Here is a 17,036-nt window from a genome sequence, read left to right as displayed (position 1 = left end):
GTTTCCGGCTGGGTTATCAGTCGACGGCCTCCATGGTGACGTCGACCGTGCCGTCGTACTTCTTGAATGCATCGGCCCCCGAGTCGATCTCGCCGAGGACGATGATGCCGGGGTCGGGGATGGACTGGCCGTCGTGGTCATAGAAGATCGCGATGTCGGGACCGGGTGACCAGTAGACGATGTTGCCGATCTCGTAGCTGTACCGCGGCTCGCCTCCTGCGGCGAGAGACCGGGGCAGGTGACCGTACTTCTCGCGCTTGAACAGGTCGTTCATCTGCAGCGTCAGCGGAAGCAGCGAGGCGAGGTCGCGTGCCGTCGCGTTGTCGTCGAGGGTTGCGTTGAGGACGGTTTCTCCGGCGGTCAGTCGGATTCTCATATGGGTTCTGCCCTCTGGGGTGTTGTTGGAGTTATCGTCTGCGGCCGACACGTACGCCATGTTCATCGGAGTACGCGCTTCGGTTCGGCGTGGACCCCGCGAACGTAACTTCCACACCATCCCGACGGCAAGTCGATCCACTTACCATTGGAGCTTGGGCCTTGGGCCTTGGGGCTGATCGGCCATTTGCCCGGCACGGCTACGGCTACGGCTACGGCTGGCCCGTATCAGGTCCTACGCCAGTTCCCCTTAACGGGGTGAAATCGGGGATCGTCCACTGGCCCGCCTGTACCCCTCGTTGGCGTTGAAACGCCGACGTCTGGAAGACCAATGGGCAGCGCCGGGAACAGGCGGTCCGGCCCACGCGGTTGCATCGACCGAGGGACCGGCGCCGTACGGGCGGGGAACACCGAGACAACACGGTCGTGGGCCCCACCAGGATCCGGGCCCCAGAAGCGCGGTACGCCCGCCGCGCTACTTGGACCAAGACGTATTTCCGCAGGAGGACTGCCTTTCATGACTGACCGGCCCTTGACGCTCATGGCAGTACACGCCCACCCCGACGACGAGGCCACCGGAACCGGCGGGGTCCTCGCGCGGTACGCGGCGGAAGGCATCCGCACAGTTCTCGTGACGTGTACCGACGGCGGTTGCGGTGACGGACCGGGAGGTGTCAAACCGGGTGACCCCGGGCACGATCCGGCGGCGGTCGCCTTGATACGCCGTGAAGAACTTGAGGCGAGCCGTGACGTCCTGAAGATCAGCGATCTGGAGCTGTTGGACTACGCCGACTCCGGGATGACGGGCTGGCCCAGCAACGACGCCCCCGGATCCTTCTGGCAGACCCCCGTGCAGGAAGGCGCGGCCCGGCTCGCGGAACTCATGCGGCACTACCGGCCTGATGTGGTCGTCACGTACGACGAGAACGGCTTCTACGGCCACCCCGACCACATACAGGCCCACCGCATCACGATGGCGGCGCTGGAGATGACCTCGCTCACGCCGAAGGTGTACTGGACCACGATGCCCCGCTCGGCGATGCAGCGGTTCGGCGAGGTCATGCGCGAGTTCGGAGAGGACATGCCGGAGCCGGATCCCGCCGAGGTTGCCGCGCTGGCCGAGATCGGCCTCCCCGACGACGAGATCACCACGTGGGTGGACACCGTCGCCTTCAGCGGCCAGAAGTTCGACGCGCTGGCCGCGCACGCCAGTCAGGGCGAGAACATCTTCTTCCTCAAGATGGGCAAGGAGAGGTTCGGCGAGTTGATGGGCACGGAAACCTTCGTACGTGTCCAGGACGCCACCGGCACAGCCCTACCCGAGAACGATCTTTTCGCCGGACTGCGCTGATCCCCTCGTCCGACCGGGGCGCGGGAAGGTCCTCGCGCGGGCCACACACCCGGAGGCTTGTCCACGCGGGTCCCGCTCCGGCAGCCCGCGTCCAGGCCCGCGCTGCCGACCCGACACCGTGCTCGTCCCCGAACCACCTGCCAACCGCACGGGTGGGAGACCTGCGGGCTGCTGACTCGGAAGGTGCGTGACAACCCAGTTCACAGGCCCGGCGGTCCGCTTCGATCAAGACAGGCCGCCGAGGGCTGGGGTAATCATGCGGCCGGCGTCTCACCTGCCTTGTCCGCGACCCCGACATCCAGCAGCGCCTCGTCCGACCCGGCCGACAGCCGTCCCCCCGGACCTGCGCCGTGCCAGACCCGCGAACATCCGCCAGCCCCCTGGATCGGCCGAGCCAGCCGGTCAACCAGACCAACGACGAATCCGCCGACCTATTACCGACGGACCGCACTCCCCTCGTCACGACGGCCAGGCATCGGCAACCACGAAGGAGACCACCGTTCCGCCGAAGTGACTGGGCCCGGAGTGCCACGACTCCGCGATCGAGTCGACGAGCAGCAGCCCGCGCCCGTGTGCGTCGTTGGCATCGGGGTGCCGGAGCCGCACGTTCGCAGGGAAGCCCGGGTTGTGCACCTCGACCCGCAGCGAGGTCTCCTCCCGGAACCACTCCACCCGCACGACCCAGGGTTCATGAGCCCGTCCGTAGCGGATCGCGTTGGTGACCAGTTCCGAGATCATCAGCGCGCAGTCCTCGACCGAGCAGGCAGGGTTGTACGGGGCGATGAACTTCCGGAACCAGCGTCGGGCCCGGGGGACGGACTCCGGGGTCGGATGCAAGGCCATCGCTCCGAGCCGTGGTGAGTCCTCGGAGGGGTAACGGTCGATCCTGTAAGCCATCCGCGCTCACTCCTTGCCGCTGCCGTCGCAGTCGAGGCAGCGCCGCTTCGATGTGGCACGGGTGCTGTCGACGGCAGCGGCAAGCGCCGAGGGCGTACGCGAACCGACGCGCTTCCAGTCGCCCCCTGGCAACTCCGGCAGGGTAGATGCGCTCCCTGGTCCGGCTGCCGACTCATCACTCCGTGCCCTCTTCCGATCAAGTGGCCTTAGCCACTTACTGGATAGTGGCATTAGCCACTTGTGGCGCGCAAGCAGTTCGCCGAAACGACGAGCCATCAGGTGAGCGGATACCCCTGCTCGAACGCCCAGCGGTGCGGCGGGTAGGTGGCCTCGGCGAACTCCAACGGCCGGTCCTGGAGGTCGAAGACGACGTGATGCACGATCAAGACAGCCGCGCTTGACTCAAGTTGGAGGTCCGCCACCTCGTCGTCGGTCGCCTGCCGGGCACACATGCGGTCTTCGGCGTAACTTCCCTGCCGTGCCGTCATGTTCTCGACGTACATCAGGGTGCCCTCCTGGATCCGTTCCGGTTCCAGGAGCTTGGGCGCCCTCCGCCCGACGTCCGGCGCGAACCACGAGGTGGACAGCGTGATGGGCCCGTCCTGGTTGTTGGTCACACGCCGGCGATGCACGGCACGGCGGTCCTTCACCAGGCCCAACGCCTCAGCAACGTGATCCGGGGCATCCAGCCACCCGGCCGACGTGATCACCGCGTACTCACCGGGTGTGTAGATCTTCCCGGTCTGCCGGGCCCACCCATACAACTCACGTGCCCGCCGGTTCACTTCCAGACTGCGGACGTACGTGCCGGACCCCTGCCGCTTCTCGACGAGCCCCTGATGGCTCAACGCCTCCAACGACCGCGCCGCCGTCGGCCTGGATACCTTCCAAACCGCCGCCAACTGCCGCTCCGAGGGAACCTCGTCCCCCGGCCGAAGGTCGCCCCGAAGGATCTGATCACGGATGAAGTGCGCGATCTGCAGGTACTTCGGCTGCGCCTCCTCAATCTGAGGCATGTCCCCTCCTCGTCCAAGTGGCCATAGCCTCTAGCCACTATAGGGTGATCGGTCAACGAGCCGCCCCGTACCCTTGGTCCCATGACGCGGTTGATCGTCGCAGCAGGCGGAGGGGGCGACGCGGTCGCCGCCGCAATGCTTGCCGCCGCCCTGTACGGCGACAGCGAGCGGGCGGTGATCCTCACGTACGCCTGGGACCGCCTGCTGATCGACCCGGTACCGGGCCCCCGAGGCCCCGCCGACTTCACCGGCCTCGAACCGCTCACCCCGGCCGTCTGGACAGTGCCGGCGGAATCCCGCCCGAACGCCCCGGCAGGGTCGACGCTTCCTCGACTAGCGGCAGAGCTTCCGCACTCTTTTGCCCTGCTCGACCCGGGGCAGGGCGCCGAGGGCGTCACGCGCCAACTCGAAGAGCTGGTCACCCACTTGCAGCCGACCTCCATCGATCTCCTGGACGTCGGCGGCGACGTGCTGGCCCGAGGGGACGAACCGACGCTGAAGAGCCCACTCGCCGACTCCCTGACACTGTCAGCATGCGGCCAAGTGAACGCCCCCATAAGCCTGTTGGTCGCAGGCCCCGGCCTCGACGGCGAACTGTCACACGAAGACCTGCAAGGCATGCTCGGCCCCCTCGTCCACACCTTCACTGCTGAGGATGCGGAGCCGATCAGCCCGGTCCTGGAATGGCACCCCTCAGAGGCAACAGGCATGCTCGCGGCAACAGCCCGAGGCGTACGCGGCACGTGCGAGGTCCGAGACGCCGGACTTCCCATCCCGCTCACCGACGAGAGTCCGACCGTCCACGAGGTCGACCTGGAAGAGGCGTTGAGCCGCAACGAGTTGGCCCGCGCCATCATGTCGACAACCACCCTGGACCAGGTGGAAGCACTGAGCCGCGAGGTCTGCGGCTTCTCCGAAATCGACTACGAGCGCAACAAGACTCTCTGGCTCAAGGATCGACGGCCAGCGAAGTTCAACGCCGAATCGGCGCTGATCCAGCTCGCCCAGTTCGAGGCGGAAGCCCGAAGCCGCGGAGTCACTCACACGACGTTCCGCCACCTCACCGAGGTCCTGAACCTCAACGGCTCACAGCGCGATGACCTGCGCCGACTGCTCATCAACAACCGACCGGAGCAGTATTCGACCCCACTGTGGCGCATCCCAGCCACCATCTGAGTAACAACCTTCTTCGCGGGTTCAAGGCGGCCCGCCTACGGCGGGCCGCGCGCGCTGGCGGCCACGGGCCGCCGCCACTCAGCGCGCAGCAACGGCCAGGCCGGGTCGAGTTGATGGCCGTGACGTACGGAAGAAGCGTGGCAGAGGCCAGCAAGGGGTTGCCGGAAACACACGTGGGGGGGTGCTCGCTCGGCGCGCCCGCCAACCGCCCCGGCACCATCGGCACCGGGGTCCTGATCAGGGCTTCCGCGACCGGACCACCCGGAGTGCTGTCCAGGCCGAGGGGCGGTCCGGTCTGCACTCGATGGTCCGCCAGCCAGTAGCGGAGATGAGCAGCGAGACGCCGAAGGCGTAGACGTTCGGCTTCATGCGTCGGCTCAGGCCGCCCCGGGGCGAGAACGCCGACCGCGATCTCCGGTGCCACGTAGTGGACGAGGCAGCCGCGGAACGGATCCCATCGGATGGCTGAGCCGCCATACAGGCCCTGGAGTGGCGGTCAGCAACGCTAAGATGACACATGGTTACCGGGCTAGTCGTGGACGCCAACGGGTTTGAGCTGGTCGTTGATGGCCGGCGGGTCGGTCCCCGTCGGATGTTGCAGACCTCTGACGTCGACCTGCTCAATGCCGTCGCCGACCAGTATGTGGATGCCGTGCGTAACGGCTCCAAGGAGCAGGCGCTGCTCGCGGTGGGACGCGAGTTGTATCGGTGGCTCGACGGCGACCTCGGCCAGTTGACGCGCCTGCTCGATGAGGCGTCGGCCCCGCTGGTGTTCGAGGTCCGAGCGCCGGCGAGACCGTCCGCGGTGGCGTGGGCACTGCTGCGGGCCCCGTACGAGTTGCTGGCCGCCCCCGAGGGCGGGTTCCTCGCCGAGGCGCCGAAGCTGTTCGCCGTGGCACGTCGGCTCGGTCACCCGAGCCCGGCGCAGGCCCTGGACGGGCACCGGCTCGGGGTGGCGTTCATGGCCTCGGCACCCCGGGGCCAGCACGATCTGGACTTCGAAGCCGAGGAGATGGCCATCCTCAACGCCGTCGGGGAGACGGGCCTTGATCTCGTTGTCGAGGACTCCGGCAATCCCGAGCATCTTGGCCTGCGTCTGTCCGAGCTCGGCGGGATGCCGGTGGTTCATCTGTCGTGTCACGGTCTGCACAACTGGCGCTCGGGGCCTGACGGGCCTGCCACCCCCGTCCTGCTGATGGAAGATGATCTCGGGGACGGGTGTCCGACGAGCGCGGACGCGCTGGTGGGTCTGTTGACTCCTCGGCCGCGGCTGGCGTTCGTGTCGGCCTGCCTGACCGCCACCGGTGCCGACGTGGCCGGGCATGTTCCCGCCGGCGCCGGCCACCGCGGCGATCCGACAGCCGAGCCCGGCATGTGGGTGGCGCACTCGATGGCCACCGGGCTGGTGGCCGCCGGGATTCCCGCGGTCATCGGCTGGGACGGCTCGGTCAGCGACCAGGCCGCCACTCGTTTCGCCGAACACCTGTACCGGCAGCTCAGCCGCCGTGTCGAGGTGGCCGAGGCCGTCGCCGGCGCCCGCCGCCACCTGCTGGCCTGTTCCGATGAGCGCCTGCGCGCCGACTGGCACCTGGCGCGGCTGTGGCTGGGGCCGACCGGTGGTGGCCCGCTGGTCGCGGGAACCCGCAAGCGCCAGATGGTGCCCCCGCACCATGTGACCAAGACGTTCCTGGACCGCAAGCACCAGCTGCCGGTCGCGGCCGCGGAAATGTTCGTCGGCCGCCGCCCGGAAATGCAGCACACGCTGCGGGCCCTGCGCGGCGGGCAGAAGGCCGGGGTCCTGCTCCACGGGCAGGGCCGGTTGGGCAAGTCGAGCCTGGCCGCCCGGATCGCCGACCGTCACCCCAACCGGGCCGTCGCGGTCGTGTTCGGCGACTACACCCCGATGGCGATCCTCGACGCCATCGCCGACGCCGTCGACGCCAACCCCGACGCCCGCTCCCTCATCGACGAGAGGCGCGTCGAGGTCCGCGAACATCCGGACCGCTTCAAATGGCTGCTGATTGATCTGCTGGCCGGACCGTGCGCCCAGGAACTCGACGACGTTCGCAAACCGCTCCTGCTGATCATCGACGATCTCGAACAGATCCTGACCGCCAACCCTGACGGCCCGCACCAGGTCGACCCCGGGCACGCCACCGTGCTCGCCGACGTGCTCTCCGCGTTCGACCCGACCATCACCGACAGTCGCATACTGGTCACCAGCCGCTACACATTCACTCTCGGCGGGCTGGAGGCCCGGCTGGAACCGGTCCAGTTGCAGCCACTGTCTTCGTCGGCCCAGCGCAAGCTCCAACGTCGCCAGCAGGACCTCGCCCCGGCCGGGTACCGGACCCAGCGCGCCGACCTGGCCCAGCGGGCTCTGGACGTCAGTTGCGGCAACCCCGGGCTGCAGGACCTCATCGGGCTGCGCCTGGTCTACAGCAGCCAGGTCGACCAGACCCGCGCCGAGGCCGCTGTCGCCGGCATGGAGGCCTACCTTCACCGGGGTGACCTCCCGGCCGACAACTCCGACATCGGCGAGTTCCTGGAGAAGCTGGCTCTCGACACCCTCCTCGACCAGGCCGGGCCCGCCCACCGCGACCTGTTGCGGGCCTGCACCCTGTTCACCGTCCCGGTCCCGCAACCCGTCATCGACATCCTCGCCGCCGCTGTCGGCGGATCGGCGTCCCGCCTGTGCGGCCTCGGGCTCCTTGACACTTTTCCCGACCAGCACCGCCCCGACTTCCCGGCCTTGGCCGTCAACGCCCTCGCGGCCGGACGCCTGGCCCCCCTCACCCCCGACGAGCGGACCGCCCTCGCCACCGTGGCCGCCGAACCGCTGTACGCCCAGTGGGGCGGTGCCACACCCCGACCCGCCCGCGGCAGCGACCTGGACCTACAACTGACCCAACTCGCCCTGGCCGCCGACAACCCGGCCATCACCGCCTGCTGCGCCGCCACGGCCGTCTCCGCCCTGCGGCAAGGCCCGGCCTCCACCGCCGCCGAGCTCGGCCACCACGCGATCACCCTCCTCGACCGCCACAACCACGAGGTTTCCGTCACCCTGCTACGGGCCGTCGCCGACGCGGCCGTCACCAGCGGCGACGGCGACCACGCCGACACCCTGCTCCACCGTGCCGTCAAGCAGACCCGGACCAGCGACCGGCGGACCAACCCTGCCGGCCACGCCGCACTCCTCTACGACCACGCCAACCGCCTGATCACCCGCGGCGAGGTCGACCAGGCCGAGAACCTGCTCCACCAGGCCCGCCAGCTGTTCACCGACGCCGGTAACACCCACTCGGTCGCAGTCACCTGGGGAAAGATCGCCGACATCCTCCAGCAACGCGGCGAAGTCGACGAGGCGTTGCGGATCCGCCGCGAGGTCGAACTTCCGGCGTACGAGCGGATCGGCGACACCAGCTCGGTCGCAGTCACCTGGGGAAAGATCGCCGACATCCTCCAACAGCGCGGCGAAGTCGACGAGGCGTTGCGGATCCGCCGCGAGGTCACCCTGCCGGTGTACGAGCGGATCGGCGACACCAGCTCGACCGCAATCACCTGGGGAAAGATCGCCGACATCCTCCAGCAACGCGGCGAAGTCGACGAAGCATTGCGGATCCGCCGCGAGGTCGAACTTCCGGCGTACGAGCGGATCGGCGACACCCGCTCGACCGCAATCACCTGGAGCCAGATCGCCGACATCCTCCAGCAACGCGGCGAAGTCGACGAAGCATTGCGGATCCACCGCGAGGTCACCCTGCCGGTGTACGAGCGGATCGGCGACACCCGCTCGACCGCAATCACCTGGGGAAAGATCGCCGACATCCTCCAGCAACGCGGCGAAGTCGACGAAGCATTGCGGATCCACCGCGAGGTCGAACTTCCGGCGTACGAGCGGATCGGCGACACCAGCTCGACCGCAATCACCTGGGGAAAGATCGCCGACATCCTCCAGCAACGCGGCGAAGTCGACGAAGCATTGCGGATCCACCGCGAGGTCGAACTTCCGGCGTACGAGCGGATCGGCGACACCCGCTCGACCGCAATCACCTGGAGCCAGATCGCCGACATCCTCCAGCAACGCGGCGAAGTCGACGAAGCATTGCGGATCCACCGCGAGGTCACCCTGCCGGTGTACGAGCGGATCGGCGACACCCGCTCGACCGCAATCACCTGGGGAAAGATCGCCGACATCCTCCAGCAACGCGGCGAAGTCGACGAAGCATTGCGGATCCACCGCGAGGTCGAACTTCCGGCGTACGAGCGGATCGGCGACACCAGCTCGACCGCAATCACCTGGGGAAAGATCGCCGACATCCTCCAGCAACGCGGCGAAGTCGACGAAGCATTGCGGATCCACCGCGAGGTCGAACTTCCGGCGTACGAGCGGATCGGCGACACCCGCGAGGCCGCGGTCGCCTGGGGAAAGATCGCCGACATCCTCCAACAGCGCGGCGAAGTCGACGAAGCCGTCGAACTGCAGCTCAAGCGCTTGGAAGTCAATGAGCAGCTCGGCGACATGGACGGCATCGCGGCAGCCAACTGGGACCTTGCGCGAATCGATCTGAGTCGCCAGGATTTCGACGCGGCGGTGCCGAGGCTGGTCACCTCGTTTCAGCTCCTTCTGAAGCTTCAACGGCCGGATGGCATCGCGGTCGTCGGGGCTACGTTGGGGCAACTTCTGCTGGTCGCAGGTAAACAAGGGCAGGCCCGACAGGTGTTTCAGACGAGCCGAGCCTCTGCCGCCAAGATCGGGTTGTCAGACGTTGTTGACCAGCTCGATGAGCTACTGAATGCCACCGACGACGGAAACGAGGAATCATGATCATCGAGTTTGTCGGAGCGGACGTCGAAGCCGCCGGGAAGAGTGTCGCCGCGTTGGCCTCGAGCTGGGGCTACCAACCCGAACCAGCTCCAACAGCGGAACTGGCGAGCGATCCGGACACCAAGGGCGTCGACCCCGTCGCGGTGACGTCTCTGATCGTGTCCATTCCATCGGCCATGCTCGCGGTCGCGGACATCGCCGACCGTATCCACAAACGGCGCCGCGCCGGCGAGCTCATCGAACGCGCCCAACAGCTCAGGACTCAGCAGGCGGCGGCACGGCTCGTCCGCGAAGACCGCTCCGTCGACCTTGCCACTCTCACCCCCGACCAGCTTCTGGACCTCATCGCCGACGAGCTTTCAGCAACCTGAACCCAGGGAGCGTCGCCCGACGGCCCGGACCCGGTCCGCCCGGCCCGACGAACCCGGGACCGCGACTGTCCGCGGGAGAGGGTCGTGTGTCGGTCGTGGTCTGGTGTTCGCCAGACCACGACCGACACACGACCCTCAGGGACCGAATAGCAACCTCTATGCCCCTTGTTGACCGATCTCCATAGAGCTACGGGTCCAGAAGGCATAACCTGTTGAGCGGTGAGGTTGTCCGCACGGTAAAGGCCGCGACCCGGGGTGCGACAAGGGTCGGCTGCCTCACCGCTGAGAGCCGTGCCAGTTCCGCGCCAGGTGGAGCGGGGAGCCACGGGAGATGGCGGGTAGTGAACCGCTGGCGTTGAAGCAGTTCCTCACAGTCGGCCGCAGGTCAGGCGCCCAGCAGGCTCTTAAACACCTCAGCTTCCCAAGCTCATGGCTCCGCTTTCCTGTCGAGCGGAGAGCCGCGGTCGCAGCAGGCGGGCCGACGTTGCGCCTGCTAGGCGCCGCTTGCGCGCAGAGCGAGCTGCGCGGCTGGGCGGCATGGACGGCCTGCTCGGGCACACCGTTCGTCGAAGTCCGGAGGAAGCCAACCTCGGGTGAGCAGACGCGGATGGGCCGGGAACGCAGTGATCGCAGCAAGCACGAAGGCAAGCGAAGCCCATGGCGTCTGCACGCGAACCGTCGTATGGGAACCTCGAGTATCGACGAAGCCCGTCTGGAACACGTCGGACGCTACGAGGTCGACAGAACTCAACGCCCTCCAGTCGAGGTCGAGTTCAGCAGGGTGCGCGAAGTGGAGCCTCTGCAGTGTGAGCGTCACTTCGCCGGCCCCGTCCACAACCCACCGTGGCTCGGCGTCACGCGCCGCCTGACGACGGCGGGCGGAGTTTCCGATGGCAGAGCCCGCCAAAGAGCCGATCACAAAGCTGGGGCTGCCGAAGGCGGCGACGTTGGTGTGCGTGTACCTCCCGTTGCCGAGGGCTCTCCACGTCTGGCGTTGTGCCGGTCCTACGGCAAGTGCACGATCGCCGTGTGGCAGCCGTGCGGTCGTGGCCACGACCGGTCGGCGAGCCACTTGTCCTTCGAGGACATCGGCGAGGATGTCGCACGAGTGCCAGAGGTATTCGTCAAACGGCGACCATAACGGCTGGCTGGGGATCTCTGGCGGCGGTGCAAAGGGATTGGCCACTGTCGCTCCAGGCTCCGTCAGGGGTCAAGGGCTCGCGATCAACCCTACCCAGGCTGTCCTAGCCGGTCGTTCCTGATGGCTCTTGGTGGTCCGGCCTGGACGGCGTACGCCCAGCTCCCTCGAACGTCCGCTTCTCCTTGCCATACGGGCCGTCACAGGTGCCTGCGATCCCGGCCCGCGTCCGGTGGTGTCCCGTCGCCGCGAAGCAGACGCGCCGTCGGCGAGGTCAGGGCCGTACCGGCCGACCGCCGCAGGGAGACCAAGCCCGAGAGCGACGTCTCCCTCAGCTCCACGGTGGCGCCGTGGGCGGTCTCGTTGCCGCTGTTGGTGACGGAGAACGGCACGGTGAGGCTGGTGCGTAGGACGCGGTGCGGCGTGTGTGTGGGGGGCGGTGCAGCGTGTTGGGGGTGTTGGGAGCGCATCGCTCCCCTCCCTCCCTCCCTCTCCCCCCCGACACACACGCCTCCGCATCAACAGGCCTCCCAGGTCGCCGACTTCTGCGGTGGCTGGTCAGGCCGTCTGCGGGACCGGGGTCTTGAAGCGGTCGGACGGGATCTCCGGCAGGTTGCGCCTGGCCAGGCCGGCGAGGGTGGAGCCGGGGCCGATGTCCAGGAAGGCGGTGGCGCCCAGTTCCTCGTGGAGGGCGTGGAGGGTGTCCGCCCAGCGGACCCGGCTGATCAGTTGACGGGCGCACAGATCCCGCCAATGGGTGCCGCCTTGGTGGGCGCGGGCGTCGACGTTGGCCACCACGGGGACCGCCCCGGTCGCGAAGCCCGTCAGTTCCAGGGCTCGGCGCAGGGCCGCGCCGGCCGGTTCCATGTAGGGGCTGTGGCAGGCCGCGGTGACCGGCAGGACGCTGTAGCGCAGGCCGGTCTCGGCCGCGCGGGCTGCGGTGGCTTCCACGGCCGTACGGCTGCCGGCGATCACCGTCTGCTGGGGGCTGTTGTGGTTGGCCACCCACAGCTCGGCACCGTCCCGGCGGGCCGTCTCCACCAGGGCCTCGACCTGCTCCAGGTCGCCGCCCATCACGGCGGCCATCGCTCCGGGCCGCTGCCGGGCCGCCTCGGCCATGGCCCGGCCCCGCTCGCCCACCAGCCAGGCGCCGTCGGTCACCGACAGCACCCCTGCGGCCACCAGGGCCGAGTACTCGCCGAGACTGTGTCCGGCGACGGCGACCACGTGCGTGGGCGTGGGCGGATCGTGCCTCTGGAACTCCGACCAGGCCAGCAGGGACGCGGTGAACACCGAGATCTGGGCGTGGTCGGTGCGGGAGAGGGTCTCCTGGTCCGCCGTCAGCAGCAGCTCGGCGACGTCGAAGCCGGAGGCCCGGGAGACGGAGTCGACGAGCTCCCAGGACGGCGTCCCCCGCCACGGCTCACCCATGCCGGGGCGCTGCACCCCCTGACCGGGGAACAGGACGGCGTACCGCGGCCCGGCGGTGGACCCGTGAACGTGCGCAACCATGATCTGCCCTCTCGAGATTCCGGCGACGGTCGGAGACATCGTCCGCGGGGGCCGCTCAAGTTCCGGACCGCTTTTCCCTCATGTCCCAGACTGCCTTTCACTCAAGGCCCGGAAAAGGAATAGGAGGCTTTTTCGCGGCTTGAGTCAGGCATTGTCCGTGACCCCGAACTCTTGTTCCGGGCGGCCTCGATCCGGCGGCCACCCGGACGGGAGGACAAGGCATGACCATCGTGGTCGAGAAACCCATCGCGGAAAACCCGGTGCCGTTCGCCGAGTCGGAGCCCGAGCGTCCCGACAGCATGCATGTGCGGGTGGAGGAACTGCGGCGGCTGCGTGCCGAGGTGCACGCGGGTCCCGGAGCGCGGGCGACCGAGGCGCAGCACGCACGAGGCAAGCGCACCGCCCGCGAGCGCATCGAACTCCTGCTGGACGAAGGGTCGTTCACCGAACTGGAACCGCTGCGCCGACATCGTGCGACCGGCTTCGGCCTGGAGCACCGCCGGCCGCACACCGACGGCGTGATCACCGGCTGGGGCACCGTCGACAGCCGCCAGGTCTTCGTCTACGCGCACGACTTCCGGATCTTCGGCGGCGCGCTCGGCGAGTCCCACGCGGCGAAGATCCACAAGTTGATGGACCTGGCGGAGGCTTCCGGAGCCCCGCTGGTGAGCCTCTGCGACGGCGCGGGCGCCCGCATCCAGGAAGGGGTGACCGCGCTCGCCGGATACGGAGGCATCTTCAGCCGCAACGCACGCGCATCGGGCGTCATCCCGCAGATCAGCGTGATCCTCGGCCCGTGCGCGGGCGGCGCGGCCTACTCGCCGGCGCTGACCGACTTCACCTTCATGGTGCGGGGCGTGGCCCAGATGTTCATCACCGGCCCGGACGTCGTGCGGGCGGTCACCGGTGAGCAGGTGAGCATGGACGAGCTGGGCGGCGCCGACGTGCACGCGTCGGTGTCCGGAGTCGCGGCGTTCGCGTACGACGACGAGGCGAACTGCCTGGAGGACGTGCGCTATCTGCTGTCGTACCTGCCCTCCAACAACCGGCAGGCCCCGCCCGCGCTGCCCTGCGACGATCCGGCGGACCGGCGCACCGACCGGCTCGCCGACCTCGTTCCGGCCGACCCCGCACGCGGGTACGACGTACGGGAGGTCGTCGAGGAGATCGTCGACCACGGCGAGTACTTCGAGGTGCACCCCACCTGGGCGGGCAACATCGTGTGCGCCCTGTCCCGGATCGACGGGCAGGTGGTCGGCATCGTCGCCAACCAGCCCATCGTCGGCGCCGGGGCGCTGGACATCAAGGCCAGCGAGAAGGCCGCGCGGTTCGTGTCCCTGTGCGACGCCTTCAACATCCCGCTGGTCACCATGCTGGACGTGCCCGGCTTCCTGCCCGGCGTGGCACAGGAGCACAACGGCATCATCCGGCACGGCGCGAAGCTGCTGTACGCGTACTGCAACGCCACCGTCCCGCGCATCCAGCTGATCCTGCGCAAGGCGTACGGCGGCGCCTACATCGTCATGGACTCCCGCTCGGTCGGGGCGGACCTGTCCTTCGCCTGGCCCACCAACGAGGTGGCGGTGATGGGCGCGGAGGGTGCCGCCAACGTCATCTTCCGCCGGCAGATCGCCGCCGCCGACGAGCCCGCGGCGATGCGCGAGCAGATGGTCAAGGAGTACCGGGCCGAGTTGATGCACCCGTACTACGCGGCCGAACGCGGCCTGGTCGACGACGTCATCGAACCGGGTGAGACCCGCGCGGTGCTCGCCCGCTCGCTGGCCATGCTGCGGACCAAGCACCAGGCACTGCCGCAGCGCAAGCACGGGATCACCCCGCTGTGAGCGCCACGCCGTCCGCCTTCCGCGTACTGCGCGGCGAACCCACGCCCGACGAACTGGGCGCGCTGGTCGCCGTGTTGACCGCCCTGCGCGCTCGCACCGAGACCGCCGCCGCCGGCGATGACACCTCGGGCGCCGGGGCCGCCGTACCCCGTGCGGCCTGGGACCGGGGCGGCAACGGCTATCGCAGTCCGCTCGCCTGGGTGGGCTAGCCCGTCAGGCCCTGGGGCCTGCCGGCCGACTTTCGCGGCCCGCCCCTTGAGTTCGCTTTTAGTGAGCGATTTGCCACCTCCCCCGACAATGAAACCAAGCGAGAGAAAAGGGAATTGACTTCCCGTCTCGCGCCGCATCAGGAGGACGAAGAAAATGACCCCTGCCGAAAAGAAGACCTGCCTGCCGGGCGCCGCGAACCTCGAATTCATGCGCACCGTGGACCGTTCCCTGCTGCATCGCTGGGCGCTTTCCGAGGTGTTTCTCACCGACGCCCGTCAGACCGGCGAGGACGAGTATCTCGCCGCCGCCCAGCTTCCCCCGCTGCACGCCTTCTACACCGGGCACACCTCGCGGCTCGGCAGCCCCGACCCGATGCTGCTGCTGGAGTGCTGCCGGCAGGCCGAGACCTACGGCGGCCACGAGTACGCCGGGGTCTCGCGCAAGAGCAAGTTCCTGCTGCGGTCCTGGTCGATGGAGCTGCCGGGACTGCTCACCCTCCCTCAGCAGGAGCAGCCAGGTGAGCTGCGGATCTCGGTGCGCACCAGCAACCGTCGCGGTACCCCCGGCGATGTGCGGCGGCTGACCTTCGGCATCGACATGAAGCTCGCCCAGCGCTGCCTCGGCTTCGTGCGCATGGACGTCGGCTACATCCCCGCCGAGGTCTACGACACGGTCCGTCTGCAGGGCCGCGGCCGGCCGCTGGTGCCGTTCCGGGACCTGCCCCGCCAGAGCGCGTACGTCGACCCGCACCTGGTCGGTCGCAGCGACCCGGCGAACGTCGTGCTCGCCGAGGCCACCGTGGGCAGCGACAACGCCTCCGCGACCGTGCGGGTCCCGCTGGACAACCGCAGCATGTTCGACCACGGCCAGGACCACGTGCCCGGCATGGTGCTCATGGAGGCGGCCCGCCAGCTGTGCCTGCTCGGCGTGTCCGACCTGTGGGGCGCCTCGGTCAGCCGCAGCACGGTCGCCGGCTTCGACTTCTCCTTCATGCGGTACGCCGAGCTGGACGTCCCCACGACGGTGCACATCCGCAAGACCGAGACGTACACGCACGAGGACAACCTCAGCCTGATGCTGCCGGACCTGCGGACCTTCCACATCGACTTCGAGCAGGACGGCGACGTCATCGCCTCCGGCCGGATGCACACCACCACCGCGTCGACGGGCGTCGCGCTGCTCGACGGCGAGGAGTGCGCGTGATCCCCGACGACCTGTGGGTCGCTCCCGCCGAGTGGCTGCCGCCCACTGCCGAGAAGACGGCGGACGCGCTGGCCACGGGCCGGGTGACCACCGGGGAGGCGGACGCGATGGGCTACGAGCAACTGCCCGTCTCCGACGACCTGTCCGCCCCTCAGATGGCGGTGCGTGCCGCCCGGCGCGCCCTGTCGCGGGCCGGCGTCCCCGCCGGGAACCTCGCCGCCGTCCTGCACGCCTGGACGTACTACCAGGGCCACGACTTCTGGTCGCCAGCGCACTACGTGGCCGCCGAGACCGGCGCCCGCGACGCGATCCCGACCGGCATCCAGCAGATGTGCAACGGCGCGGCGGCGGCCCTGCGCGCCGCGGTGCACCAGCTCGCCGCGCATCCTGGCGGCGCGCCGGTCCTGGTGACCACCGCCGACCGCTTCGCGTCGCCGGGCTTCGACCGATGGGGTGGTGACTACGGCGTCTGGTACGGCGACGGCGGCACCGCGGCCGTCGTCGGCGCCGGACCCGACGGCGTCCCGGAGGGCGCGCTCGCCCTGCGCGCCCTGCGGACCCGGGCGGCGCCCGAGCTGGAGAACGCCCACCGTGACGTCGGCGCCTTCCATCCGGCGCCGCACACCGGGGGCGCGGCCGTGGACGTCCGCCGGACCAAGAAGGCGTTCCTCGCCGACCACGACAAGCCGCGCTTCCTCGCCCGGCTGCGCCGGGAGACCACGGCCGTACTGGCCGCCGCGCTGACCGCGGCGGGCATCGGCCCGGGCGGGCGGCAGCTGAGCACGGTGCTGCTGCCACGGCTCGGCCGGGCCACCGCGCGGGACGTGTACGGCCCCGCCGTCGCCGAGATCACCGACGCGCCCCTGGCCGACCTGGGCGACCGCACCGGCCACCTCGGCGCCGGCGACCTGCTGTCCAACCTGGCCGCCCTGGCCGCCGACACCGGCCCGCACCGCCTCGAACGGGGCGAGTACGCGGCGGTGCTGAGCGCTGGCGCGGGGTTCACCTGGAGCGCGGTCGTGGTGCAACGGACCTGATCCGACAGGGACTTCACCCCATCTCTCTCCGTTTTCCCGACCCCTCTCCGTTTCCCCAGTCCCTCTCCGTTTCCCACC

The 17,036-nt window shown here is 69.1% G+C and carries 13 protein-coding genes and 1 pseudogene; 8 read left to right on the top strand and 6 right to left on the bottom strand.

Annotation, left to right across the window (positions count from 1 at the left end; translation table 11 throughout):
- Positions 1 to 16: 16 nt before the first annotated feature.
- Positions 17 to 376, bottom strand: a complete 360-nt coding sequence (locus G3I71_RS03220; protein WP_164312315.1) for a cyclophilin-like fold protein — start codon at positions 374 to 376, stop codon at positions 17 to 19.
- A gap of 516 nt (positions 377 to 892) precedes the next feature.
- Between G3I71_RS03220 and G3I71_RS03215 the strand changes: the two genes are divergently transcribed.
- Positions 893 to 1,726 carry a PIG-L family deacetylase gene (locus G3I71_RS03215; protein WP_164312314.1) on the top strand — a complete coding sequence of 278 codons (834 nt, stop codon included), beginning with the start codon at positions 893 to 895 and terminating at the stop codon, positions 1,724 to 1,726.
- A 459-nt stretch (positions 1,727 to 2,185) separates the two neighbouring features.
- Here G3I71_RS03215 and G3I71_RS03210 read toward each other — a convergent pair whose 3' ends face one another.
- Entirely contained in the window at positions 2,186 to 2,623 is a 438-nt protein-coding gene (locus G3I71_RS03210) for an ATP-binding protein (RefSeq protein WP_164312313.1), read from the bottom strand.
- A 275-nt stretch (positions 2,624 to 2,898) separates the two neighbouring features.
- Entirely contained in the window at positions 2,899 to 3,639 is a 741-nt protein-coding gene (locus G3I71_RS03205; protein WP_164312312.1) for a GntR family transcriptional regulator, read from the bottom strand.
- An 81-nt stretch (positions 3,640 to 3,720) separates the two neighbouring features.
- On the opposite strand from G3I71_RS03205, the gene G3I71_RS03200 reads away from it, so the two are divergent.
- Positions 3,721 to 4,815: a DUF1152 domain-containing protein gene (locus G3I71_RS03200; RefSeq protein ID WP_164312311.1), complete on the top strand. Its 1,095-nt coding sequence runs from the start codon at positions 3,721 to 3,723 to the stop codon at positions 4,813 to 4,815.
- A gap of 300 nt (positions 4,816 to 5,115) precedes the next feature.
- On the opposite strand, the pseudogene G3I71_RS50805 reads toward G3I71_RS03200, so the two are convergent.
- Positions 5,116 to 5,272, bottom strand: a pseudogene (locus G3I71_RS50805) (protein kinase); the annotation flags it as partial.
- Between the two features lie 135 nt (positions 5,273 to 5,407).
- Here G3I71_RS50805 and G3I71_RS03190 point away from each other — a divergent pair.
- Together G3I71_RS03190 and G3I71_RS03185 are read left to right on the top strand one after the other, a co-directional pair.
- On the top strand, positions 5,408 to 9,643 hold the full coding sequence (locus G3I71_RS03190; protein ID WP_239148828.1) for a tetratricopeptide repeat protein: 4,236 nt from the start codon (positions 5,408 to 5,410) through the stop codon (positions 9,641 to 9,643).
- The gene (locus G3I71_RS03185) at positions 9,640 to 10,014 is read left to right on the top strand and encodes a hypothetical protein (protein ID WP_164312309.1); all 375 of its coding nucleotides are present in this window, start codon (positions 9,640 to 9,642) and stop codon (positions 10,012 to 10,014) included. The genes G3I71_RS03190 and G3I71_RS03185 overlap by 4 nt, the downstream gene beginning before the upstream one ends.
- Positions 10,015 to 11,352: 1,338 nt before the next feature.
- On the opposite strand, the gene G3I71_RS03180 is transcribed toward G3I71_RS03185, so the two are convergent.
- Together G3I71_RS03180 and G3I71_RS03175 are read right to left on the bottom strand one after the other, a co-directional pair.
- Positions 11,353 to 11,622, bottom strand: coding sequence for a hypothetical protein (locus tag G3I71_RS03180; RefSeq protein ID WP_164312308.1), 270 nt, complete (start codon positions 11,620 to 11,622; stop codon positions 11,353 to 11,355).
- An 88-nt stretch (positions 11,623 to 11,710) separates the two neighbouring features.
- A complete protein-coding gene (locus G3I71_RS03175) occupies positions 11,711 to 12,664 on the bottom strand; it encodes an ACP S-malonyltransferase (RefSeq protein ID WP_164312307.1) in 954 nt (317 codons plus the stop codon).
- Between the two features lie 299 nt (positions 12,665 to 12,963).
- Here G3I71_RS03175 and G3I71_RS03170 point away from each other — a divergent pair, with 299 nt between their 5' ends.
- The 4 genes from G3I71_RS03170 to G3I71_RS03155 all read left to right on the top strand — a co-directional run bounded on the left by G3I71_RS03170 (position 12,964) and on the right by G3I71_RS03155 (position 16,958).
- Positions 12,964 to 14,508, top strand: a complete 1,545-nt coding sequence (locus G3I71_RS03170; protein WP_239148868.1) for an acyl-CoA carboxylase subunit beta — start codon at positions 12,964 to 12,966, stop codon at positions 14,506 to 14,508.
- The gene (locus tag G3I71_RS03165; RefSeq protein WP_164312305.1) at positions 14,505 to 14,717 is read left to right on the top strand and encodes an acyl-CoA carboxylase subunit epsilon; all 213 of its coding nucleotides are present in this window, start codon (positions 14,505 to 14,507) and stop codon (positions 14,715 to 14,717) included. The genes G3I71_RS03170 and G3I71_RS03165 overlap by 4 nt, the downstream gene beginning before the upstream one ends.
- A 154-nt stretch (positions 14,718 to 14,871) precedes the next feature.
- Positions 14,872 to 15,921: an AfsA-related hotdog domain-containing protein gene (locus G3I71_RS03160; protein ID WP_164312304.1), complete on the top strand. Its 1,050-nt coding sequence runs from the start codon at positions 14,872 to 14,874 to the stop codon at positions 15,919 to 15,921.
- Positions 15,918 to 16,958, top strand: coding sequence for a 3-oxoacyl-ACP synthase (locus G3I71_RS03155; protein WP_164312303.1), 1,041 nt, complete (start codon positions 15,918 to 15,920; stop codon positions 16,956 to 16,958). The genes G3I71_RS03160 and G3I71_RS03155 overlap by 4 nt, the downstream gene beginning before the upstream one ends.
- Positions 16,959 to 17,036 lie beyond the last annotated feature (78 nt).

The organism is Streptomyces sp. SID12501 (assembly GCF_010550245.1).
Classification (GTDB): Bacteria; Actinomycetota; Actinomycetes; order Streptomycetales; family Streptomycetaceae; genus Streptomyces.
Note: the sequence above shows the minus strand (reverse complement) of the source record. Positions and strands in the feature narration are given on the sequence as shown.